The organism is Listeria sp. ILCC796, assembly GCF_900186175.1.
In the GTDB taxonomy this organism is placed as follows: domain Bacteria; phylum Bacillota; class Bacilli; order Lactobacillales; family Listeriaceae; genus Listeria; species Listeria goaensis.
The window spans coordinates 16145-38570 of the sequence record NZ_FYBV01000002.1; the positions used below are offsets into that span (position 1 = coordinate 16145).

Below are 22426 nucleotides of genomic sequence, written 5' to 3' on the forward strand. Positions count from 1 at the left end.
ACATTTTTCTAAAGAAGCGCTTGTAAATCTTCTGGCAAAGGGATTTCAAACTCCATATACTCTTCGGTAAAAGGATGCACCAAGTGTAGATGATACGAGTGTAGAGCGTTTCGTGCTAACAATTCATTTGGCCCACCATACATCGTGTCACCGATTAAAGGATGGCCGATATAAGAAAAGTGCACCCGAATTTGATGCGTCCTTCCTGTTTCAAGCTCAATTTGCAAATGATCAAACGACGTGTAACTGCCAATTCGCTTGTAGTTTGTCTTCGCATATTTCCCGTCAGGCGCGACCATGCGTTCCATGATGCTAATATCGCTATTACGCCCAATTGGTGCTTCAATAAAACCCTCGTCCTCCGCCAAGTTGCCCGAAACAAGCGCCTGATAGCGCCGTTTTAACAGCCCCTTTTGAAGCGTCCAGCTTAGACGAGCGTGTGCGAACCGATTTTTCGCAATCAACATCAGACCAGATGTTTCACGGTCTAAACGCGTCACAATGTGAATCGCCGAATCGAGACCAATTGTTTCATAGTAACCCTTTAAATGATTCGCAACAGACCCACTCGGATGATACTGCGCCGGAATGCTCGCCATGCCCGCTTCCTTGTTCAAAACTAAAATAAAATCGTCCTCATACACAACATTTAGCGGTTTAAACTCCGCAATTAAACGCGTGTTTTCCTTTTCAGGTGGAAAATGGATACGAATCTTATCCCCCGCCTGAACTTTATACAGCACATTTTGTTCCTCGCCGTTTACTTCAATTTTGCCCTCTTCATTATATTTCACCGAAGCAAGTAACTGTTTTGAAATATGATGATGTCGTAAAAACGTTCGAAGTAAAATGCCCGTTTCTTGTTCACTAACTCGCCACTCTAAAAACAAAACCTTTTTTCCTCCTAGTCTTCAATAAAGGAATCATGCACTCGTTTCCAAAAAGGAAACGACCGAAAACGAGCAAATTGCATCTCCACACTTGCTACTTCATATACAATTTCGCGCACATCGCGATGCAAAATACTTAAATGATCCACTGAAATTTGAAAGTCTTTGTCATTTACTGGTTTTAATTTCACTTGATGATGTTCTGGGAAAACAAGCGGACTTCCAATCGTCCGGTAAATGCGGTTATTGATGGAAGCCATTTCCGTAAGTTGCATGGCTTTGACAGATGGATGCATAAGGGCGCCGCCAAGCGATTTGTTGTAGGCTGTTGTGCCACTAGGCGTGGACATGCATAGCCCGTCACCGCGGAAGCGCTCGAAATGACTTTCATTAATCATAACATCAACGACAAAGGGACCCCCGGAACTTTTTATCGTGGATTCATTTAAAGCTAAATAAACGGCTTCTTTTTTCCCTAATTCGTAGTGGACGGTCGTTTTTAAGAGCGGATAGCATACTTTATCATATTTGCCTTCTGCAATGCGTTCCACTAACTTTTCCGCTTCGTTCGGGCGCCAATCTGCGTAAAAGCCCAAATGCCCCGTGTGAATCCCAACAAACGCCGTTCGGTCTAAGCGATGTTCATATTCATGAAAAGCAGCGAGCAGCGTCCCGTCACCACCGATGGAAATGACAATTTCTGGATTTAGCGCATCATACTCCATTTCGTATTCATCAAAAGCAGCAATCATCGTTAGCCTAAGTAAATTGGACTTTTCGTCCCCTTTCGATGTAATCACATATTTCACTGTGCATTCTCCTTTTATCGTTCACTATTTTTTAGGCAATTCATGATGACTTTGCGTCTTACTTTTCGGCACATCTTTGTTTTTCGAAAAATAAACTTGCGCTTCTTGAATTTCTTCGCGAATTTGGCTCATCTCTTCATCAAGTTGAAAAGCCGCTTCTGCCGCACGTTTCAAACGCGTGTTAATCGCTTCTGGAAACTCCCCTTGATATTTATAGTTTACAGAATGTTCAATTGTTGCCCAAAAATTCATCGCCAGCGTCCGAATTTGAATTTCGACAAGAATTTTTTCCTCGCCACTAATTGTTTCCACCGGATATTCAATCACCACATGGTACGAACGATAACCGCTCGGCTTTTTATTCGCAATATAGTCACGTTCCTCCACAATCCGAAAATCTTTCCTTTGTCTAAGCAAATGAACGACCGTTTCAATATCATCAACAAATTGGCACATCATACGTAGACCCGCAATATCCTGCATTTCTTCCGCCAAACGATCTAGCGCTATATTTTTTTGATTCGCTTTATCTAAAATACTCGCAATCGGCTTTACCCGTCCTGTGACAAACTCAATCGGTGAATGGTTATTTTCAAGCTGAAACTGCGCGCGCATTCCCTTCAGTTTCACTTTTAATTCATCGACAGCCTGCTTATACGGTGCCAAAAAATCTTCCCAATGGTTCAAAAAACTCACCTCATAGACTGAACTTTTATTCATACCCTCTTATTTTACCATATTTTCCTCATTATGTTACTATAGAAGAAAAGCACGAAAAGAGGAAAATGCCCATGGAAGAACTGGAAATCGAGTTCCGTAATCTTTTGTCTGAAAACGAGTATGAAACCCTTTGCGATTTATTTCGCTTAAAAGAAACCGATTTTTTCGAGCAAACAAATTATTATCTCGATACACAAGACTTTGCTCTAAAACAGCGCCTTAGTGCCCTTCGCATTCGCCAAAAAGGAACGCACTTTGAAATGACACTCAAAACCCCACAAGGCGATGGCCTACTTGAAACCTCACAACTTTTAGGTAGTGACCAAGCAAAAGCCATTTTTGACGGCGCCAATATTCCAACCGGACCAGTCCGTGATAAATTAGCCACACTAAACGTGTCCCATGAGGACTTACACTATTTTGGTTCCCTAAAAACAAGACGCGCAGAAGTCGCCTACAAAAAAGGCCTTTTAGTATTCGATAAAAATTTTTACGGCGACAAAATTGATTTTGATTTAGAATATGAAGTTTCCGATTTTAAAAAAGGACAAGAAATTTTCAATCATTTCTTAGAGAAAAACCGTATTTCTCCCCATCCCGCTTTAAATAAAATCGAACGCTTTTATAACTATACATATAAAAGTGATATAAATTAATAAAATCAAGCGGTAAATATGGCGATTTTATTAAACTTATGCAAATTCTTCTGTTTTCTCAGGTACAATTATTTGTTAATTTATTAGGTGACTGCTAAAATGAGTATAGATAAAAAGTGTATCAGCAAATGCTAAAGAACATTTTCACACTGGTACAAAGACTATGACAACGAATTTATGTCAGAAATTAAAAATCAGGTGATTAAAAATGATTAATCAAAATTTATATTATACGTCCATCGCAAATAGTAAGCCGATTGAGATTTATTTATTTTTCGATCCAGCCTGTAAAGACTGTTTCGATATGGAAGCAAACATTCGGCGCCTGCAAATGGAATATGGTAACTATTTTAAATTAAGATATATTCTTCATAATAATCTTCAAACTTTCATGCGTAAGCAAAAGCGTTCCAAAGAAAATCTTCCTTTGAAAGAACAACAAATGCTTGCTCATCGCTCCTATGTTTCTTGTCTTGCCGTTAAAGCAGCTGAACTTCAAGGAAAAAACCTTGGAATCTCGTTTTTACGCAAACTTCAAGAAGCTTATTTTGTGAACGAAGAAGATATTTCAAATGAAAGCCTCCTTTTTGAAAAAGCACGTTCGACTGGACTTGATTTAACCGAGTTCCGTAAAGACTTTAGTTCGAACATCGCTAAACGCTCCTATATCGGAGATCAAAAAGTGGCGCGTGAAATGGAGATTACCGAAAATCCAACGGTTGTTTTCTTTAATCGCAACATTGAAGATGCCGGTCTGAAAATTACAGGCCTACATCGTTATGATATTTATGTCCATATTTTATCCGAGCTTTTAAACCATTTCCCTGAACCAGAAGAAAAGCCATCGATGGAAGAATACATTGAGCTCGTTAAAGTAACAAGTTCCCACTCAATGGCGCAATTCTACAACGTATCACAATGCCAAATTGAACGCCAAATGAAAAAGTGGCGCCTCCAACAAAAAGTAACACCCGTCGAATTAAAAGACGGTGAAATTGTTTGGCAGTATATCGGTTAAAAATGTTAAATCAGAGCGGTAACGAGTCGTGTACCGCTCTTTTTTTGTGCATAAAAAACCGATTCCAAAAATTGGAATCGGCTCGCAAAATCATTTAACTAATTCTAAACCTGTTTTTTTAACAATATAAACAGTAGTAAGGTTCGTTTTCTCTAATAAGCTACCGTTTTGCATGTTTTGAATGGTTAGTCTACTAGCGGCCTCACGATGACTTACTTTAATGCGGTCGCCTTCTGCCAAATTGATGCGCGTTGTTTTCGTAGGATAATCTGTTGTCCCATAATAATCTTGGCGGTATTTCCTTGTTCCATTTTTATCCGCAATATCAATCGCGGCATATGAAGCTGTGAAGTAATCATGTGGACGATTCCCCGTTACCAAAATAGTTGCTTGCATGTCGGTTAGCGAAACGTTCATCGTCGCAACAACATGATTACTTAATCCCTTCAACACATATTGAAAGTCGTAGCCGGCAGCTTTAGGCACTGGAATTTCTGATGTACTCACTTCTTCTAAGCCAGTGTTAGTCATACGATACGTAATTAAATCCCCTTTTTTCAAGAAAGTTTGGTGCGTCTTCTCTTGAATTGTTAAGCGTGAACCCGATTCCTTATGCGTGACTTTAATGTAATCCCCTTCAGCTAAGTGAATCTGAGTTGTGCTTGCTGGATAATTCGTTGTGCCTACAAAATCTTTCGTATATTTTTCCAGACCATTTCTATCTAAAATCGTAATGGAGGCATATGAGCTCGCAAAGTAAGAATGTGGCATGTTGGCATTAATCGCAACAGTTGCTTGCATATCTTTTGGCGACACATTCATTGTCGCGATAAGATGGTTCCCCCACCCTTTAAATGTATACACATAATCATTCACGAAATTCTTTTCTTCTTTCCCGGGAAAAAGATTTTTATATTTCTGCAAATACTCCGTTTTAGCCGGTTCAGTAAGCGACTGAATGGCCACAAGTAGATGTTTCTTGCCCTCAACCAGTGAGAGCGGCGCAGCTTTCATTGTTTCGTCTTTCAGGAGCGCATCACCTATTGCTACCACTTTTTTTTGAAAATCTTGTTCCGCGTTATTTTGTAATTGTTGATTTTTTAATCCCCATTTCGTCATCACCCACACATTATCACTCCTTGACGAATCAACAATACTTTCTTTTGAAACGAGTCTTCCTGCTGTTTCCGCGTGATAAACCTCTACACGATCCCCTTCTCTAAAAGCAAATTCATCTATCCCAGTCGAAGCATTAGTACCGTTTATTATTTTGTGATAGCGAACTGCACCCGATGCATTTTTAACGGTAATTTCTGTGTATTTCCGATTTCCGAAATAGCTATGCGGCGTACTTGAAACAACTGAAAGCTTGGCAATTCCTTGGTTTACATCAGTTTGAAAACTGGCAAAAGGTTGATTGCTAAGTCCTAAAAATTGAATCGTTTGGTTGCCAATAAAACTTTTATTAATTTTAGTCAAAGAAATATTTGCATTGTTTTTCGCTTCTTTTACATATACGTATGATGTCTTAACGTCATACTTGTCCGCCTGACTACCAACCACTTCTAGACTGTATACGCCGTTTGGAACACTCGTAAAAGTCATTGACCCGTTGCTAATTACTTTTTCTTGAACCGTCCTAGTTCCATCTTTCAAACGAATTTTGCTTCCAACTAAATCTGAAATATTATCAGCTTTTAATGTTAGCGTTAAATCGCCTTTTAAACCAAGCGATGCAATTTCTTCATTTTTGACCATCTCAAAATTCGATGTAATGAGTAGTTTAGCATCAAGTAAATTCCGTGCACTGGCAAGCTTATCTTTAGGTACAATATGAGCAAGCGAAGCCACGGCTGGATAACCTTTCGCACGGTTCACAAACTCTTGATTTCCACTTAATGTCAGTCCCCATTTCTCTAAAACTGGTGAGAAATCTAGCTGGCTATATTGGCTATAATATTCATTAAATAAATCTGGCAATGCGTAGGCTTCTGGATTAAAGTCAGGTTCGTTTGCAGCTTTGCGGTAACCTTGATACATGGCAGGTAACGCATCATTTCCCGCTTTTTGTCTAAGCATCGTAAGTAAAATTAACTTTTCCCTAAGCCCAACAGATTCATATGTCCCATTTTTTTCAATTAAACTTTCATACAAACCTTCCTCAACTGCTTTCTTATTTCCGTAGTCGAAAAGCCAACCATTTTTATCCGCCGCTTTTCCGTAGTGCTCATACTGATATTGAACGCCATATAAATTATTGAATACTTCCCCAGTATACATTCCCTTGCTATCAAATCCAGCTTGGTAGCCGTGTCCAATTTCATGAAGCTGTCCCCAGTCAGCTTCCTTTAGCCATGACTCAATCGAAGGACTGGTCATCGCGGTCCAGTTCCAACTATAATAAGCTCCACCAGGACCGTTTGCATCGGCTTTCAAGAAATAACGGTTGGCAGAATTCTTGTTGTAAGCTGTCAATCCGTCAAAACCAGCAATTTGATTATACATCTTAAATAGTTCTTCATAATGCCCAATTAATGCGTCCAAAGAGTTGAAATCTCTCATATTTCTAAGTTTTTCTTTGTCCCCTTTCGGAACGAACAATTGAAAATCTTTTCCTTGAACTAGCGCATATTCACTATTAAATTGATCCCACATTCTGAAGAAATCTCGTTCGCTGTTTTGACTCTTGTAGGTAGGTAACGGTTTTTGTGCTTCATTTGAAACGACCTCATACTGAATGGTAGCACTTGTATCTCCAAACGGTGTATCAATGAAAGGCACTAAACTTTTTGAGCTACTAATGGTCACCCAATTTGTTCCAACATTCACCGATTTTTCAAATTGTGAATCGTTGCCTAGTAATGATAACTTAAGTGTACGCCCAAAATTTGGATTTGTTTGACGAACTTTTAAAACTTTCCCAGCTTGTAAAATAAAACCTAAATCTTGCCTATCGTGATTCACTCCCTTGCTCATACCTGAATTTCTAATCCAAGTGGGGTCTTCGATACTAAAAATATGCTTAGTATTAACGCCATTTGCATAAGAAACTTGTACAGATACGACCATCGCTAGGCAAAATAACAACATTCCAAACAAAATCTTTTTCATTTCGTTCCTCCTATAAAACCATGAATCGCTGCAGCATTTTTAGTATAGCACAAAAATTCTGAAAAATAGTGTCCATTCTATGGAGATTTAGGCTCAAAACAGACTGATTTTATTTCAAAATAAAAATTACAAAAGATTGCTAAATCTATCGTTTAGGCTTTTTTATACAAAAAAAGATCAGACTGGTGACAAACAGCAATCTTCGTAGTTCTTGCCTCCGTTCCGCTCCGGTGCGGTACTCGGCAATCCATGAAAATCTCATCATTTGTCATCAGTCTGATTGTGCATAGTATGTTTTGTTTGGCTTAAGTTTAGAGTCTTTCTACAAGCTGAAGATATCCATAACAGATATCCTCATCCTTTTTATTTCTTCTTCCTCATAAAATAAAATGCTTCCACTGGTTTATCTACAACCATTTTAACGGTCATCATTGCATTCGGTGCTCGGTCAATTGCTTCGCCGTCTGCATTCCAGATTTCACGCACCACTTGTTTAAAGCCCGTATCGCTCGGCCCGTAAAATTCAATTTCATCACCGACGCCGAAATTATTCCGCTGTTGCAAGGTTGCAATCTTCGTTTTTTCATCATAATCAAGCACTTGCGCGGCAAAAGCATATTGCGGTATTTTCCGCGTCTTTCCGAAAAGCTGCTCATCTTCTGTTGGTTCTTTGTAGAAAAATCCTGTTGAAAGTTCGCGCTGCGCCACTTTCCAAAGCTCATCTTCCCACGCTGGATCAAACTCAAAGTTTTCCGGATCTGCGCAGTAAGCATCTACCACTTTCCGGTAAATACTCGCAACCGTTGACACATAATGAATGGACTTCATTCGGCCTTCGATTTTCAAACTATCGACGCCAGCGTCCACCATGTCAGGAATAAAGCGAATCATTGACAAGTCCACTGCACTCATGGAAAATGGCTCCTCGTCGTCGTCCACCAAGTTTTGTGGTTTTCCGTGGTCCATCTCAAACAAATCATATTTCCAGCGGCAACTTTGCGCACAACCACCGCGGTTTGCGTCACGATTCGCCATATGATTCGAAAGTGTACATCTACCTGAATAAGAAATACACATCGCTCCGTGGATAAAAGCTTCCATTTCAACATTCGTATTTTCGCCGATTTCGCGAATTTCTTTCATGCTGACTTCGCGCGCTAAAACGACACGCTCAAGCCCTCTTTTTTTCCAAAATTCAAGCGTTTTGTAATTCGTGGCTGATGCTTGCGTTGATAAGTGAACCGGGAGTCCCGGCGCGCTATCAAAGCAAATTTGAATGAGCGCAGGATCGGACACGATAACTGCATCAATACCAATGTCGCGTAGCTTTAAGAAAAATTCACCCGCGCCTTCTGTATCCCCCTCATGGGCAACCATATTCGCTGCGACATAAACTTTTGCCCCGTGACCATGTGCAAACTCTACGCCTTCTTGCATTTCTTCAAAACTAAAATTTCCGGCACGTGAGCGAAGCCCAAATGCCTGTCCACCAATATATACAGCGTCCGCTCCGTAGCGAATCGCAATTTTCAACTTCTCTAAATTCCCCGCTGGTGCAAGCACCTCAGGTTTTTTTAATGTTGTCTTCATCAATATTCCCCCTACTTGACTTCATCCGGATTTTTCAAATAAAACCCAGCACCTAGTTCACGTGTATCTGGAGCCAGATTTGCTAAACGGTTAACAAATGTTTCCGCAATAAAATTCCCCGCCATGAGCGCCTCTTTTGCTTCCACAAAAAGCTTCGCAATCGCAACAAAATCCGCGCCATGCAAAAGAATCCCATCGAGCTTCCACGTTGTCACACCAGCGTCAAAAAGCTCCTCCAAATAGGGCATCATACTAATATCTTCTGTACTAAAAATATGCGTTCCATTTTCATCTTCATAAATCGGCAACATGCTGTCCGCATCATTTGGCTCTCGTAAATAAAGCCCCCGCGTCTTGTCAGCACTCTCGTCAAGCTCAACTATATTATAATAATTCGTGACAAGCTTTCGTTTCGATTGATGAATACAAGTTGGCCCGTAAACAAGCACTTCTACGGGAATATCTAGGCGTGCCGCAATTTGCGCGACTTCCGGCCGAGTTAATTCGCGTGCGAGTACCGCACCAGTAGCCCCTTGTTTTACCCAAAAATCAATTTGTTCGGCGCTCGTCACAAAAGTTTGCGCATCATAAATGAATGGCACAGATAATTCCAGCTCTTCAAGCATCAAAATAACGCCTGGATCCCCTACAGCAATTTTATCTACCGCCATTCTATCAAGCGCTTTTAAAAATGCCGGAATCTCTTCGACGTGCTCATTGTGCATCAAAGCGTTCACCGCCACAATCACCTTTTTCCCAAAAGAATGGGCTAAGTTCGTGATTTCTTCTAATTCCTCATTTGAAAAAGAAGCTGGCAATCTAAGGCCGAAACGACTATTTCCAATATAGAGCGTATCGACTCCGGCGCGAAGCAAATTTTCGGCTTGCAGTGCTGATTCTGCTGTCGCAATAATTTCCATATTTAATTCTCCTCTTCTCCTTTTAACTTACAATGAATAATGTATCACAAGTCTGCCATACGGGCAATACTTCGCAAGTATGTTGTTTTCGCCAAAATAAAAGCTAGGCCCCGAGGGAAGCCTAGCTTTTTAAGATTCATTGTCATCATCGCGTGCTTGTTCAATTCGTAGTAGTTTCATGATTGGTCGGTAGTTTTGACCGATTAAGCCGAGCGATTCAATAAAGATTTCAACGAGGAGAAGAAGTACGCCCATCAGCAAGATGGAGCCCCAAATCGTTGACATAGTAAAAATGAATGAAAACAGTGAAAATAGTGCTGCAATCGCGTAAATTAAAATAACGGTTTGCCGATGTGTGAAGCCTAAATTCATCAATTGATGGTGAATATGCGATTTGTCGGCCATTGCAATCGGCTGTTTGGTGACAGCTCTTCTAATAATCGCAAAAATCGTATCCGAGATAGGCACACCTAAAATTAAAATTGGCACAATCAGGGAAACAAACGTAACATTTTTAAAGCCCATCACCGATAATACAGCAATGATAAAGCCTAAAAATAACGCGCCCGTATCGCCCATAAAGATTTTCGCTGGATTAAAATTATATGGTAAGAAACCTAAAGTTGCTGCAATTAAAATTGCGGCAATCGAAATAACAATTGGGTCTGACATAATAAAGGCCATGCCTAAAATTGTAACCAGCGCAATTGTAGAAACACCCGCTGCCAAACCGTCCAAACCATCAATAAGATTGACTGCATTCGTGATGGCAACAATCCATAAAATCGTTAGCGGTACACTGAAAATGCCAAAATGAATTTCCCCGCCGAATGGCAGATTAATAAATTCTATGGAAATTCCGCCCCAAAAAACGATAATAAACGCGGCTAAAACTTGGCCAATTAATTTATAGCGTGCTTTAATTTCAAATAAATCATCAATAAATCCTGTTATCATCATCATCGTACCAGCTAGAAAAAGTGGCCAAATGAAGGTTTTATCAATCGGGAGTAAAAAAAGCCCAATTGAAAAGCTTATGTAAATAGCCAGACCACCAAGGCTAGGAATTGGTCGTACATTCACACGTCTTTTATCCGGTTTATCCGTCACATCAAAATATAAAGCGACTTGTCGCACTAGCGGCGTTAACACGATTGATGCAATCAGACAAAGGATAACAATCGAAGGTAACAAGGCAAGGCCTCCCCTACATTAAATTCTGTACTTATTATACGTCGTTATGCTTAAAAAAACAACGTAAATCCTAAATCTTAAGCTCTTCTTTAAAGCTTAGTAAACTAATTTTATACTAAATGCTAAAATTTGTGTCGATTTTTCGACTTTTTCCTAAAAAAGCTGACGTTAGACTTAATTTGTATTAAAATGAAAGTATTGAATAAGAAAGGATGAACAATTTGCGATCTAATAAAAAGAAAAAGCGCAAAGGCTTAAAAATATTTCTTACAATCTTGCTAGTTCTTGTTCTCGGAATTGCTGGGTACTTAGGCTACGCTTACTGGAAAACAACATCAACCTTTAATAAAATTCATACCCCAATTGAAGGAAAAGAAAACGCTAGTGTTGATTTAGAAAAGAAACAACCCTTTTCTGTTTTAATTCTAGGCGTCGATGAACGCGCTGGTGATAAAGGGCGTTCAGATACTCTTATTGCGGCAACTGTAAACCCGAATACAAATAAAATTCAAATGTTGAGTATCCCGCGTGATACAAAAACCACCATTCCTGGATACGATTCAAATCCGCATAAGATTAATGCGGCCTATGCTTATGGCGGTGTTAAAATGACGGACGCTACAACAACACAGTTTCTAAACGGCATTCCATTCAACTATTACATCAAGATTAACATGGAAGGCTTCCGCGATTTAGTCGATGCAGTGGGTGGTATCGATGTTGTCAATGATAAAGACGGTCTGACGCTTGCCTCACAATCGGCTGATGGTAGCAAAAAGGTGTTTAACAAAGGAAAAATTCATTTAGACGGTGAAGATGCGTTAGCGTATGTACGAATCCGTAAAACTGATGCAGAAGGCGACTTTGGGCGTCAAAAACGGCAACAACAAGTTATGTCTGCTGTTGCTGAGAAAGCATTAAGTACAGGTATTATTTGGCGCTTTGACGGCATTTTAAATGCCATTGGCGACAACATTCAAACCGACTTTACAATGAACGATATTACACGTATCGCGAAAGATTATCGCGGCGCACTATCTAATATCGAAAACCTCCAAGTCAAAGGTGAAGGTAGCCGTGTTGATGGCGGCCCGTGGTACTATGTCGTATCCGACGCCGAACGAGCACGCCTGCACGATGAACTAGCTAAAAATCTTGAAATGAAATAAGACAAAAAAAGAACTTCCGTGAGGAAGTTCTTTTTATTGTTTAACTTTAGCTACAAACTGAAATCTACTCCCCACATATTGCGAGCGAGTAAACTCAAATGGTCGACCATCTTCTAAAAATGTAATTTGTCTGAGTTTCATAACCGGTGAACCTAGTTTTACATCCAAATAGGGCGCAACCTTTTCTGAAACAAGCGCTGCCTCCATAGTCTGTTCTGCCTCACCAATTTGCTGACCAATTTTTGTTTCCACCGCTTCATACAACGAATTCATAATATCCTCTTTTGTAAGAAGCGCCGCAATATTTTCAGGGATTGTTGCTACTTCGAATAAAATGGGAACTGAGTCTCCGTAACGAATCCGTTCAATTTTCATAACATTGCTTTTTTCTGGTATTGCTAGTGCTTCTTGCTCCTGCGTACTAGCAGGCCGAATACCGTAAGAAACGATGCGCGTGGAAGGCTTCTTTCCTGCCTGCAACATTAAATTAGTGAAACTTGTTACTGCTTCGAGTCGTTCAGTCAATTTCTTTTCCGCAATGAACGTGCCAGCCCCGACGCGCCTTTGCAAAATATTATCATCGACAAGACCTTGAATGGCTTGCCTAACCGTCATACGACTCACGTGAAACATTTCTGCCAGTTGGCGTTCGGCCGGGATTGCTGTCCCGACCTGCCAAACACCCGCCTCAATTTTTTGTTTAATTTCGGCTTGGATTTGAATGTAAATTGGAATTCCCGATTGTTTATCGATCATTTTTCAGCCCTCTTTTTTATAGAAGTGAAGCCGCCTCTTCGTCCACAATAATTGTCACATCTGGATGGTTTTGTAATACGGAAGCTGGGCAGTTTACATCTACAGATCCGTTTATAGTTGCTTTAATCGCTTCTTTTTTAGATTCTCCAAACGCAAACAAAATGATTTTTTTCGCATTCATAATCGATTTAATCCCCATGGAGTAAGCATGTGTTGGTACATCTTCTTCTTTTTCAAAGTGAACCTTATTTGCTTCACGCGTAGATTCTGTTAAAAGAACTTTATGCGTTAAAGAATCGAAAGAAGTTCCAGGTTCATTAAAACCAATATGACCATTTGTTCCAATACCTAAAATTTGAATGTCTACTGGGTGCGTATTTAAAATTTCTTCGTAACGTGCACATTCAGCTTCAGCGTCTGTTGCTTCGCCGTCAGGTAAGAAACTATCTTTAAATTTTCGTTTAGAGAATAGTAACTCGTTCATATAGTAATGATAACTGTTTGGGTCGTCTGCTGCAAGACCTACATACTCATCTAAGTTTACAGTTGTAATATCGCTTGTATCAACGTCACTTTTAATGAATTCTCCGTAAAACAATTCAGGTGTGCTTCCTGTTGCAAGCCCTAACGTTTTCACAGAACCATTTCGGATTGCTGTTTCAATAATTTCTAGGCCTTTTTTAGAACCTTCTAGTTTGTCTGCTGTTTTAATAAGTTGCATGTTTACTTCTTCCTCTCAATTAAACGTTTTTTTGACCATAAGAATATGTGGCAGTTAAGTTTAGGGCATCATCAAAAAGGTTAAAGTCAGCGTCTTTCCCTGCTTCAAGACCACCTTTTTTGATTAAATTAAACTCTCTTGCTTGATTGACGGAACTCATAAGTACCGCTTCTTCAATTGAGCAGCCCGTAAATTTAATCATGTTGCGGAAAGCATCGTCATAAGTCAGCACACTTCCAGCGAGTGTTCCGTCTTCAAGACGCGCTTGTTTATCCTTCACGATAACCGTTTGACCGCCGAGTTCAGATTTCCCTTCTGGCATCCCTTTCGCACGCATCGAATCCGTAATAAGTGAAATACCGTGTGCGCCTTTCATTTTATAGGCTAGCTTAACCATGTCTTTGTTAACATGAATGCCGTCAACGATAAGCTCCGCCTGAATGCCGTCCTCGAGTAAAACGTGACCCGGAACACCAGGTTCGCGGTGCGTCATTCGGTGGCAGGCATTGTAAAGGTGTGTCGCATGGGTTGCCTTACTGGTTTTCAAATGCTCGCGCACATCATTGGAATGCCCGACACTAGGAACAACACCGAGTTCTTGGCATAAATTTTCAAAAGCAGGAGAGGTTTCATGTTCTGGGGCATACGTCACCACTTTGATTAGCCCGCCTGAAATGTCATACCATTTTTTGAACAGTTCAAGGTCTGGAGCTTGGATGTATTCTTCAGGTTGAGCACCTTTAAATACAACAGAAACGAATGGACCTTCTAAATGAATACCACCGATAACTGGCTCCTCTTTTGCTACTTCGCCAATTACTTTTAATGCTGCTTCAATATTTTTGTGCGACTGCGTCATCGTTGTAGGAAAATACGTTGTAATCCCCTCGTTTAACATGCCACGAACTTGTTTTTTGAGTGCTACTGGATCAGCGTCCATCGCATCATGACCGTAACCACCATGTGAGTGAACATCAATAAAACCGGGGACAACTTTTTGTCCTTTGGCATCGATGATTTCTTCTCCGCCATTTGGCTTAAAGTTACTCATGGAACCAATTTCCTCTACTTGTTTGTCGAAACGCATGTAAGCATCTTCCAAAACGAGTTTTCCTGTATAAATTGTTGCATTTGTAATTACTTTTACAGTCATTACGAAAGCCTCCTATTCTCAATCGGTCTATACCAATTATTATACCGCTTTTTTCAAAAAAAGCAACTTATCCTTTTTCTTTTTACCCTTAAAGAGAGAATTTAAGCAACTAAAAAACCACCTAGTAAGGTGGTTTTAGCTTGATACGTTTCGATGATTATTTTTTGTCTTTATTTTTTTCTTCTTCTTTTTTCTCAAGTTCCGGAATTAAGACTTCTTTGTTGTCGTCCTTTTCTTTTTTCTTGGATTCTTTTTCAAGATCATTTAGAAGTTCTTCCATGGATGCTTGATCTTTTTTCTTGAAGTTTTGTTTTTCGCGTTCGATGATGTCATCTACCATCGTTGTAAAGTCTTGCGCTTTATCTTTAATAACTTCTTTGCTTTTGGCTGTTTTCTTTTCAAGTTCATCCATCAGCTCATCAAAGGATTGCGAAAGTTCTTTAGCCATATCTGCTTTTTTGTTTGCCTCTTCAGCTAGATCGCGTTGTTTTTGTGCTTCGTGATAGTCAGAAACGCTGCCCCAGCTCATATCATGGATTACTTTGTCCATTTTTTCTGAAGTTTCAGCAGCATTTTTTTCAGCCATTTCAGCTAAGTGTTGTGTTTTTAAGTTTTTCCATTTTAAGCGCATTTCATGCATGCGGAGCTCTAAATCTTCTAATTGTTTGGAAGCTTGTTCATAGTGACCTTTTGTTGTTTCTAATTGTTCTTCGTATTGTGCCACTTCTGCTTTTGCAAATTCAGCAAGCTTAGTTTCGCCAGCTTCCTCAGCAATTTCTACTTGGCGGCGGCGCTTTTCAACATAAGTTTCCATTTCTTTATACTCTTTATAAAATAAGGATTTTAACTCGCGTTGTTTTTCAACCATGCGTTCTGCGTCTTTCATTTCAGCTTTTGTTTTATCCATGTAATATGTTACCGAACTGCGACGTTTTTCAGCGCGCTCATCAATTTTCTTAGTGACCTCTTTATTCCATTCTTTCATTTTATCAAAGAAATTTGCCATTTTGTTCTCCTCCAATTATTTGTTATATGGGTAATCAAATGTATCGTTGTTATCATTTCGTTTATTACGGTTATTTTTAGTTAGGAAGTAAACAATTGCTGCAATGACTAGGACAACAATTGCGCCTTTTAAATTTGTAAGAATCATTAAGGCTCCGATACCAATAAGTATACCGTATACGACTTTTTCACCGACTGATTTTGTTTCAAGTAATTTTTTAAGCGAATAGAAACCTAAAACGGCTCCGAGTGTTGCCATAATTGCAGGCCATAATAGCGTTAAGATTAGACCAATTAAGATGACAACGAGTATCGCAATGATTATGCCTCTCATCATTTTTGCCTCCTTACTTTAACTGTATCCATCATAACGCGAATTTTCAACAAAAATAAGCAACTATAGAAGGAACTTCAAATCAGACTATAGGCTTACTTCCCTTTTGCTAAAAAAAACAAGAAAAAAATGGCATTAAACAAACGTTAATACCACTTTTCACTATTACTCTTGCGACCTATTTGCATAATTTACGCTTGACATCGCGCCTTCGGATACCATATTTTCTGCCTCAATTTCGGTTTCTTTCTCTTCTTCCTCTTCATATTTCTTTCGAATGTCATTCACACTGTCAAAAGGATCATTCGTTCGTTGCCGGTAAACGATATAAGATAATACGCCAACCACAGCTCCAGAAACGGCACCAATTAGCGCTAAGCTAGATTTTTTTCGCAAAACCCGCACCTCCTTATTATCCATTTGATTCTTTCCCGTTTGGAAATTTTTTCAAACAAAAACGATACTTAAAAAGTACCGTTTTTGTTATGTATATGTGCTTAAAATGAATCAAATGGGCTAACTTTTGGCTTGCGTACCCAACACATAATTGCCGCAATCAGGAATAGCAAGGCTGGAATGAAGCCTACCAAGAAAGTTGATGCGACAACGAAAAGACCCGCGAATAGGAATAAGAAGCCGGCAAGAACGGGCTTTTTATTGCCAACAATGAAAATAAAGCCTAGTGCTGTTAAAATGATGACTACAATTAAAGAGACAAGGAGAAAAATCGAATACTTGCCTAGCACATCAATTAACTGCGTACTGGACGGCGCATCAGCCAAACTTATCCCCGATTTCTGTAATGTTTCTTCATAGTTTGCTATAAATATCTCACGCCCGCTTTGTGTAGCAGTTGAGTTTACAAAAGCGAAAGCATAGTAGGTCATGAGGCCTTGTAAAATGAGAGATAAAGCTAGACCGATACTGGTTAAAACCACTTCACCTGTTCTTTTAATCAAAATAAACTCCTCCTAACTCTCTTACTAGTTCAGTATACTATTAAATGTTCTGTTATTCCAAGTTTTTAAGTAAGTGCAATTTCATTTAAAAGCATGTATAATCAAATCAGACTTTGAATTAGGGGGATGAACTCGCATGATGAAGCGAATTTTCTTAGCTTATCTAGTGCCGATTTTATGTGTTGTAGGAGCGATTTTCTCGCTAATCCAGCTAAATCCAGTAAGGCCTGAAGCTGTAAGCACTGGAGTTCCAACGATTTTCATTCATGGTTATCACGGAACGGATCGCTCACTTCATGGCATGATTCGCCGTTTTGACCAAAAATATCATGTCGCAACGGATGCGATGATTGTCCATGTCAGCAAAATTGGCGAAATTTCAACAGAAGGTGAATATAACTCTAGCGCTAAGAATCCGCTTATTAATGTTGTATTTGACAATAATCGCGCAACTATTACGCAGCAAGCGATGTGGATGAAAAAGGTAATGGCTTATTTGCAAAAGCACCAACACATTACAAAATTCAATGCAGTGGCGCACTCGATGGGCGGTGGTGTCTGGGAGGCATATTTAGCATCGTATTCGAAAGATCCAAACTACCCGACCATTAATAAAGTTGTATTTTTGGCCGTACCACTTTACCCTGAAGAGTACATAAACGGCGATGAGCAAGTTGATATCCGAAACGAGGAAAAAGTCCATTCAAATTTTGCCGCGAGAATGGCGAAAGTTTTACCCGAAAATATCCCGATTTTGATTATTGCTGGTAATATAGAAGACGGCACGAACAGTGACGGGGAAGTAAAAGTGGACAGCGTACTGTATGGGAAAACACTTTTTAAAAACCAAAAAGTGACGACACATGTTATAGAAGAGCCGGATGCGACGCATAGCAATATGCACGAACTCCCTGCTGTTGACAAGCAAGTTATTCCATTTCTTTTTGGAAAATAAAAATGGAGGAATTTCTTCGATATGAAAAAAATCATCTTTTTAATACTCGCACTCTGTCTCCTTTTTTTAGGTTTTAGTTTTATTTTTCAAACGATGGATAAGCGGAATGCGGATGACAATAAGGCGAAACAAACGGTTAAAGCGAAAGCTGATGTGAAAAAGCCTCGTGAAATCGCTATTCCGACACTATTTGTTCATGGCTACGCAGGCACAAAAAATTCACTTGGTGGCATGATAAAGAGACTCGAATCACAAAATGATGCAACGAAATCACTTGTGATTACGGTTAAATCAGACGGCACACTTGATATTACGGGTAACTATGACAAATTTAGTCATAATCCACTCATTCAAGTTTTATTCGAAAATAATAAAAGTTCGATGGTCAATCAGACGGAATGGTTGAAAACGGTAGGTAAAGCGCTAAAATCGGACTACCATATTACAAAGATGAATGCAGTCGGGCATTCGATGGGCGGCGTTAGTTTGACAAATTATGTGGAGCAAACTGGAAATGACGCCGCATACCCGACGCTTGAAAAGCTCGTTTTAATTGGCGCCCCGCTAAACGGGCTAGCAATTGGTAACAGCGCATATGATTTGACGGATACAGGACCAAAAACAGAAACGGAACGCTATGCGAATTTTATTCAACATCAAGCATCGATTCCTAAATCGCTCGAAGTATACACTATTGCTGGTGATAAATTGGATGGCACAAAAAGTGATGGGAGCGTCCCTGTTTCAAGCGCGCTTTCTGGGAAATTCATTTTTTCGGATATTTTAAACTATGAAGAAAAGGTTTTTGAAGGCAGCAATGCTGAACATAGCAAATTGCATGAAAACCCGGAAGTCGATGCTGTTATCGGCGACTTTTTATGGATTTCAAACGGATAAGATAACGCAAAAAATCACGCCGGCCTGGCGTGATTTTTCTTTTACAAGTTTAATGATAGGCGAATCATATCGCGGCATTCAATGCCATTTTCGAAAATGGGTTCGGGGTAATGTTTCGTGAAATAATCTTTTTCGATATGTGTCATTCTGAATCCACATTTTTGGTAGAGCGCGAGCTGGCTCATACTGGAATTGCCTGTTCCGAGTTCAATTGTTCTGGCGCCGTATTTTTGTGCGATATTAATCGCCTGCGTAATGAGGTTTTTTCCGTAGCCTAAGCCCCTTTTTTCTTCCAAAATAGCGATATTCATGATTTCAATGGTTTTGGGGCGGGTTTTTAGTAAAACGATTGTACCGATGAGTTGCTCATGCTCGAAAAGACCGTAGCATTCGCCGCGTGCCAAGTAATCTGCGACGATTTCCTTTGATGGATCAGCATCGTAAAGTAGTGCATACGGGTAGTTTTCCGTGATTTTACGCATCATCGTTTTTCTTCCTCCTACCGAAAAAGTTTTTACGTGGTATTTCGCTCGTTCTCCGCACATCTAAAAGATCCAAAATAAATACGAATACTGGAATCCCCACAATCAACCCCCAAACGCCGAAAAATGCTTCCGAAAAAATCAGCACAATAAACGTATAAAACACTGGTAAATCGGTTTTTGAAGACATTAATTTTGGGTTTAAAATATACGTTTCGATGGCGTGCACGATGACCACAGTGAGCAAGATATAAAACACATCTGTAAACCCGCCGATAGAATACGCGATAATCGAAAGCGGAATACAAGAAATAATGACACCTGCAACAGGAATCATGCCGAGTACGAAAACCATGATGGATAAGCTAAGAAGCTGCGGAAAGCCCATAAGATAGAGGGCAATCGTCGTAATAAATGTGTTTACAAGTGCAATAAGAAGTTGCGCTTCTAATACGACACCGAATGTTGAAACGAATTTGCTTCCAAAATAAGCGAAATCTTTAAAAATAAAGCCAATTTTGCTTGTGAAAAATTGTGATGTAAACTGCGTGACACGCTCTTTTTCGAGCGAGAAAAACAAACTTAAAATGAGCGCTAAGAAAAAGGACATCCCAATGGCACCAATGCCTGATAATGATGCGATAACAAATTCCACGCTAGCTTCTAAATATTTCTGTATATTCGATTGCTTCAACAAATCCACAATCCAATTTACCATCGTATTGTCGCCCGGCTGGTTATACATGGCAACGAGCATATTCACGAGATCTGAAATTTGCTGGATAAGAATCGGCAAATAATAAACAATCGCGATATATAAAAGCGCGGCAACGAGTATGTACAAAAAAATAACAATGAGTCGTCTCGGAATTCGAACGCGCTTTAAAATCACATTTTCGAGCCTTGTGACTAAAAACGCAAAGATAAACGTGAGTAAAATTAAATCTATCATACTGCGAACTAAATAAATGAGCACGCCAAGAATGACAAAAACAAAAAGTCGTCTCGGGGTGTCTTTCTTTAAGAACTGTGCGAACCATTCCATTTCGCCATTCCTCCTCTTCAATACTTTCAATGATAGCACATCTCCTTCCTCATCGCTATTTACAACCATTTAAAATTCCTTTACAATAAGCCTATCATCCTACCTTTAATTGAAAGAGGGATTTTATGAAATCGAAAATTGAGCGAACAACGCTTAGTAAACAAGTTTATACCTTTATTGAAGAAAAAATCCATTCAGGTGAATGGCAAGTGGGCGATAAAATTCCGAGTGAGAAACATTTGATGGAAGACTTGAAAATTAGTCGAAATACTCTCCGGGAAGCCGTCCAAGCTTTATCCCAAATGGGGCTTTTAGAAGTACGTCAAGGGAACGGGACGTTTGTTGTGGCGAATAGTCCGCTTCAAGCTGTTTTGGAGGAGCGTGTTTCGAGGTCTTCTTTGCTCGAAATTTTTGAAGCTAGACATGCGCTGGAGAGTGAAATTGTGGCTCTTGCGTGTGCTAGGCGAACGGAAGCTGATCTTGAGTCGCTTTATACGCTTGTGAAAAAATGCCAGCAGGCGGCTAATATTGACGAATTTATTCAAGCGGATATGGCGTTACATCATACTATGGCACTTTGTTCGAAAAATGCGCTCCTCACGGATATTTATGCACATTTATTTGATAAAATTCACACCTCCATTATGCACTCGACGTTGCTTCAGGCAGATCGTTTGAATAGTCATGAGGCATTAGTTGAGGCTATTTCACATCAAGATGTCAAAAAAGCACAACATGAGGTGGATTCCTACATTTCACTTTACAAAAATAGAATTTCAGATGAGGGGTTTTAATTGGTTATGCTAGAAAACAAACAGGTTGCACGCAATCAAAAGATATTTTTAATGACTGGCATCGTTTTGGTGGCTGTCAATTTGCGGATGCCGCTCACGGCTGTCAGTCCACTGCTCGATTATATTCGCGAAAGCATGCCTATTTCGAATACGCTGGCAGGATTTTTAACGACTCTGCCACTCATTGCGTTTGCGCTTATTTCTCCTTTTGTTTCAAAAATTAGTCAAAAAACAGGGGTTGAAAAACTCGTTTTTTATACGCTACTTATGATTTTACTTGGCAGTATCATTCGTCCTATCGGCAATCTAACTTTTTTGCTTGTCGGCACGCTTTTTATCGGGATTGGGATTGCGTTTGGAAATGTGATTATTCCTAGTTTAATCAAAAAAGAGTTTCCGTTTCAACTTGGCATGATGACTGGAATTTATTCCATTTCAATGAACTTATTTGCGGCGATTGCCTCTGGTTTAAGTGTTCCTATTGCGACTCAGCTCAGCGGCAATTGGCAGGCGACACTTTTTATTTGGGCTGGCTTTGTGGCGGTGGCTCTTTTAATTTGGCTGCCACAACTTTCAACCAAACGAGCCCAATTGGAACAGACGCATGTAGTGGAACAAAGTCAAACGGGGAATGTATGGCATTCTAAAATGGCGTGGCAAATTGCGGCAATGATGGGAATTCAATCGGCTGTCTTTTACATTTCGGTGGCATTCTTGCCTGTCATGGTTCAAGAACAAGGCTTTTCTAGCGCTGAAGGTGGTTTTATGCTTTCGCTCATGCAATTCGGCATTATGCCTATCACGTTTATCGTTCCTATCATTGCATTTAAAATGAAGAATCAGCGCGCACTCGTTTTATTTTCAGCGATAATGATGGTTCTTGGCATTTTAGGTTTGCTCTTGCCGATTCAAAATCTTGCGGTGCTCGCTGTTGCGATAGTATGTCTTGGCATTGGCTCGGGGACTTCCTTTAGTCTTTGTATGATGTTCTTCAATTTGCGGACCAACACGGCGAAAGAAGCGGCGGATATGTCAGGTATGGCGCAATCAATTGGTTATCTGCTTGCAGCTTGTGGGCCGATTTTGTTCGGCATTTTGCATGACTGGCTAGGAAGTTTTATGGTGCCGCTCATCATTCTTCTGCTCGCACTTGGCGTTTTTTGTATTTGTGGTATGGGCGCGGCTCGCAATAAAACGATTTTTGATGCTTAAAAGCTCACGCCAAATAAGACGGAAGACAGATGGCGA

23 protein-coding genes are annotated in these 22426 nt (G+C 39.9%); 7 read left to right on the top strand and 16 right to left on the bottom strand.

Annotation, left to right across the window (positions count from 1 at the left end):
* Nucleotides 1–8: 8 nt before the first annotated feature.
* Genes CFS04_RS02740 through CFS04_RS02750 form a run of 3 tightly spaced genes read right to left on the bottom strand, consistent with a single transcriptional unit; the run spans nucleotide 9 to nucleotide 2386 of the window.
* Nucleotides 9–890: an RluA family pseudouridine synthase gene (locus CFS04_RS02740; RefSeq protein WP_088809092.1), complete on the bottom strand. Its 882-nt coding sequence runs from the start codon at nucleotides 888–890 to the stop codon at nucleotides 9–11.
* Between the two features lie 14 nt (nucleotides 891–904).
* Complete coding sequence (locus CFS04_RS02745) at nucleotides 905–1699, bottom strand: NAD kinase (protein WP_088809093.1); 795 nt, start codon at nucleotides 1697–1699, stop codon at nucleotides 905–907.
* A 24-nt stretch (nucleotides 1700–1723) separates the two neighbouring features.
* The gene (locus CFS04_RS02750) at nucleotides 1724–2386 is read right to left on the bottom strand and encodes a GTP pyrophosphokinase family protein (protein WP_088809441.1); all 663 of its coding nucleotides are present in this window, start codon (nucleotides 2384–2386) and stop codon (nucleotides 1724–1726) included.
* 104 nt (nucleotides 2387–2490) lie between these two features.
* On the opposite strand from CFS04_RS02750, the gene CFS04_RS02755 reads away from it, so the two are divergent.
* Both CFS04_RS02755 and yjbH read left to right on the top strand, forming a co-directional pair.
* Nucleotides 2491–3075: a CYTH domain-containing protein gene (locus tag CFS04_RS02755; protein ID WP_088809094.1), complete on the top strand. Its 585-nt coding sequence runs from the start codon at nucleotides 2491–2493 to the stop codon at nucleotides 3073–3075.
* 208 nt (nucleotides 3076–3283) lie between these two features.
* Nucleotides 3284–4093, top strand: coding sequence for a protease adaptor protein YjbH (gene yjbH / locus CFS04_RS02760; RefSeq protein WP_088809095.1), 810 nt, complete (start codon nucleotides 3284–3286; stop codon nucleotides 4091–4093).
* Nucleotides 4094–4183: 90 nt separating this feature from the next.
* Here yjbH and CFS04_RS02765 read toward each other — a convergent pair whose 3' ends face one another.
* The 4 genes from CFS04_RS02765 to CFS04_RS02780 all read right to left on the bottom strand — a co-directional run bounded on the left by CFS04_RS02765 (nucleotide 4184) and on the right by CFS04_RS02780 (nucleotide 10908).
* Nucleotides 4184–7204, bottom strand: a complete 3021-nt coding sequence (locus CFS04_RS02765) for a putative mucin/carbohydrate-binding domain-containing protein (RefSeq protein ID WP_088809096.1) — start codon at nucleotides 7202–7204, stop codon at nucleotides 4184–4186.
* Nucleotides 7205–7567: 363 nt separating this feature from the next.
* Nucleotides 7568–8794 (bottom strand): U32 family peptidase, encoded by a 1227-nt coding sequence (locus CFS04_RS02770; RefSeq protein WP_088809097.1) that lies wholly within the window; start codon nucleotides 8792–8794, stop codon nucleotides 7568–7570.
* Nucleotides 8795–8805: 11 nt separating this feature from the next.
* Nucleotides 8806–9714, bottom strand: a complete 909-nt coding sequence (locus tag CFS04_RS02775; protein ID WP_088809098.1) for a peptidase U32 family protein — start codon at nucleotides 9712–9714, stop codon at nucleotides 8806–8808.
* Nucleotides 9715–9843: 129 nt separating this feature from the next.
* A complete protein-coding gene (locus tag CFS04_RS02780) occupies nucleotides 9844–10908 on the bottom strand; it encodes a glycosyltransferase family 4 protein (RefSeq protein ID WP_088809099.1) in 1065 nt (354 codons plus the stop codon).
* A gap of 212 nt (nucleotides 10909–11120) precedes the next feature.
* Here CFS04_RS02780 and CFS04_RS02785 point away from each other — a divergent pair, with 212 nt between their 5' ends.
* Nucleotides 11121–12077, top strand: a complete 957-nt coding sequence (locus CFS04_RS02785; protein WP_088809100.1) for an LCP family protein — start codon at nucleotides 11121–11123, stop codon at nucleotides 12075–12077.
* A gap of 33 nt (nucleotides 12078–12110) precedes the next feature.
* Here CFS04_RS02785 and CFS04_RS02790 read toward each other — a convergent pair whose 3' ends face one another.
* From CFS04_RS02790 to CFS04_RS02820, 7 genes are all read right to left on the bottom strand, one after another.
* Nucleotides 12111–12833 carry a GntR family transcriptional regulator gene (locus CFS04_RS02790; protein WP_088809101.1) on the bottom strand — a complete coding sequence of 241 codons (723 nt, stop codon included), beginning with the start codon at nucleotides 12831–12833 and terminating at the stop codon, nucleotides 12111–12113.
* Between the two features lie 16 nt (nucleotides 12834–12849).
* The gene (locus tag CFS04_RS02795; protein WP_088809102.1) at nucleotides 12850–13554 is read right to left on the bottom strand and encodes a glucosamine-6-phosphate deaminase; all 705 of its coding nucleotides are present in this window, start codon (nucleotides 13552–13554) and stop codon (nucleotides 12850–12852) included.
* 19 nt (nucleotides 13555–13573) lie between these two features.
* Nucleotides 13574–14707, bottom strand: coding sequence for an N-acetylglucosamine-6-phosphate deacetylase (gene nagA, locus CFS04_RS02800; RefSeq protein ID WP_088809103.1), 1134 nt, complete (start codon nucleotides 14705–14707; stop codon nucleotides 13574–13576).
* A gap of 157 nt (nucleotides 14708–14864) precedes the next feature.
* The gene (locus CFS04_RS02805; RefSeq protein WP_088809104.1) at nucleotides 14865–15713 is read right to left on the bottom strand and encodes a PspA/IM30 family protein; all 849 of its coding nucleotides are present in this window, start codon (nucleotides 15711–15713) and stop codon (nucleotides 14865–14867) included.
* A 15-nt stretch (nucleotides 15714–15728) separates the two neighbouring features.
* The gene (locus tag CFS04_RS02810; RefSeq protein WP_088809105.1) at nucleotides 15729–16046 is read right to left on the bottom strand and encodes a hypothetical protein; all 318 of its coding nucleotides are present in this window, start codon (nucleotides 16044–16046) and stop codon (nucleotides 15729–15731) included.
* A gap of 165 nt (nucleotides 16047–16211) precedes the next feature.
* Complete coding sequence (locus tag CFS04_RS02815; RefSeq protein WP_088809106.1) at nucleotides 16212–16442, bottom strand: hypothetical protein; 231 nt, start codon at nucleotides 16440–16442, stop codon at nucleotides 16212–16214.
* A 101-nt stretch (nucleotides 16443–16543) separates the two neighbouring features.
* Nucleotides 16544–17005, bottom strand: coding sequence for a DUF4064 domain-containing protein (locus CFS04_RS02820; RefSeq protein ID WP_088809107.1), 462 nt, complete (start codon nucleotides 17003–17005; stop codon nucleotides 16544–16546).
* Nucleotides 17006–17141: 136 nt separating this feature from the next.
* Between CFS04_RS02820 and CFS04_RS02825 the strand changes: the two genes are divergently transcribed.
* Together CFS04_RS02825 and CFS04_RS02830 are read left to right on the top strand one after the other, a co-directional pair.
* On the top strand, nucleotides 17142–17960 hold the full coding sequence (locus CFS04_RS02825) for an alpha/beta hydrolase (protein ID WP_088809108.1): 819 nt from the start codon (nucleotides 17142–17144) through the stop codon (nucleotides 17958–17960).
* Nucleotides 17961–17981: 21 nt separating this feature from the next.
* Nucleotides 17982–18857 carry an alpha/beta hydrolase gene (locus CFS04_RS02830; protein WP_088809109.1) on the top strand — a complete coding sequence of 292 codons (876 nt, stop codon included), beginning with the start codon at nucleotides 17982–17984 and terminating at the stop codon, nucleotides 18855–18857.
* 41 nt (nucleotides 18858–18898) lie between these two features.
* On the opposite strand, the gene CFS04_RS02835 is transcribed toward CFS04_RS02830, so the two are convergent.
* Both CFS04_RS02835 and CFS04_RS02840 read right to left on the bottom strand, forming a co-directional pair.
* Nucleotides 18899–19342 carry a GNAT family N-acetyltransferase gene (locus CFS04_RS02835; RefSeq protein WP_088809110.1) on the bottom strand — a complete coding sequence of 148 codons (444 nt, stop codon included), beginning with the start codon at nucleotides 19340–19342 and terminating at the stop codon, nucleotides 18899–18901.
* Nucleotides 19332–20384: an AI-2E family transporter gene (locus tag CFS04_RS02840; RefSeq protein WP_088809111.1), complete on the bottom strand. Its 1053-nt coding sequence runs from the start codon at nucleotides 20382–20384 to the stop codon at nucleotides 19332–19334. The genes CFS04_RS02835 and CFS04_RS02840 overlap by 11 nt, the downstream gene beginning before the upstream one ends.
* A gap of 125 nt (nucleotides 20385–20509) precedes the next feature.
* Here CFS04_RS02840 and CFS04_RS02845 point away from each other — a divergent pair, with 125 nt between their 5' ends.
* Nucleotides 20510–21178 carry a FadR/GntR family transcriptional regulator gene (locus CFS04_RS02845; protein ID WP_088809112.1) on the top strand — a complete coding sequence of 223 codons (669 nt, stop codon included), beginning with the start codon at nucleotides 20510–20512 and terminating at the stop codon, nucleotides 21176–21178.
* A gap of 6 nt (nucleotides 21179–21184) precedes the next feature.
* Nucleotides 21185–22390 (top strand): MFS transporter, encoded by a 1206-nt coding sequence (locus CFS04_RS02850; protein WP_088809442.1) that lies wholly within the window; start codon nucleotides 21185–21187, stop codon nucleotides 22388–22390.
* The last annotated feature ends 36 nt before the right edge of the window (nucleotides 22391–22426 follow it).